The 937-nt window shown below is 66.6% G+C and carries 1 protein-coding gene and 1 pseudogene; both read right to left on the bottom strand.

Annotation, left to right across the window (positions count from 1 at the left end; translation table 11 throughout):
- Positions 1-568 (bottom strand): alpha/beta hydrolase (locus EN750_RS36430; protein WP_145968289.1); only part of this gene is annotated, 568 nt, incomplete at its 3' end.
- Between the two features lie 10 nt (positions 569-578).
- A pseudogene (locus EN750_RS36425) lies at positions 579-937 on the bottom strand (gfo/Idh/MocA family oxidoreductase); the annotation flags it as partial.

The raw sequence follows: 937 nt of genomic DNA, 5'->3' as shown, positions 1-937 counted from the left end.
TGTTGGGATAGATCAGGAGTTGCGCCGCAAGCGGAGGCGCAAGCCCATCGCGGGCAAGCAGCGCCAGCACCGTGGCGAGATTGCCGCCGGCGCTGTCGCCGGCAACGCCGATGCGTCTGATGTCGATGCCGAGACCGGCGGCATTCTCCGCTATGAAGCGCAGTGTTGCCAGGCAATCCTCGAGCCCGGCGGGAAATTTGTGCTCTGGCGCCAGGCGATAATCGGGACAGACAATGACGGCGCCGCCGAGATTGGCCATCAGGCGGCAGATCTCGTCATGCGAATCGAGGTTGCCGATGACCCAGCCGCCGCCATGCAGGTAGAGCAGCGCCGGTGCCCCGCTTTGCGGTGCGCCGATGCCGCGATGGATGCGGAGCGCTATAGGCCCATTCGTCCCGTCGATCTGCCGTTCCTGGGTCGCAGCGACCGGCTCGTGCTCACCCTGTAACGTCGGGAACGAGGCGTTGTAGGCAGTTCGCGCCGCCGCCACGCTGCCGGTCTCGAATGGCTCGCCGCCGGCTGCACGACCAATTTCGAGGACGCGCAGCGCATCCGGATCGAGCGTCATGATCATGTCCTCAGGCCAGCAGGCTGCTCGCCTCTTCCTCGGTCAGCAGGGCCGGCTGCACGACATCGCCCGCGATGGCGACTGATCCCTGTGTTTCACCGGAGCGCAGGATAGCCTCTATGATCTCCAGTACATGCAGCGCGAGGCTGCCGGAGGCCCGTGGGGTGTTGCCGGTTTGAAGCGAGCGCACCAGATCGGCGACGCCGAGCATACGGTAGTTGGCGCGATCGGGTGCCGCGTAAGGCCAGTTGCGGGCGCCGTAGAGTTCGCCCTCGCTGGCGAAATCCTGCCAGTCGGTGCCGCGTTCCGACAGCGACACCGTGCCGCCGAACGTGTCGGGATCGGGCAGGCGCAGCGAGCCCTCCGTGC

The organism is Mesorhizobium sp. M7A.F.Ca.ET.027.03.2.1 (assembly GCF_003999175.1).
Classification (GTDB): Bacteria; Pseudomonadota; Alphaproteobacteria; order Rhizobiales; family Rhizobiaceae; genus Mesorhizobium.
This window is presented reverse-complemented; position numbering and strand designations above follow the sequence as displayed.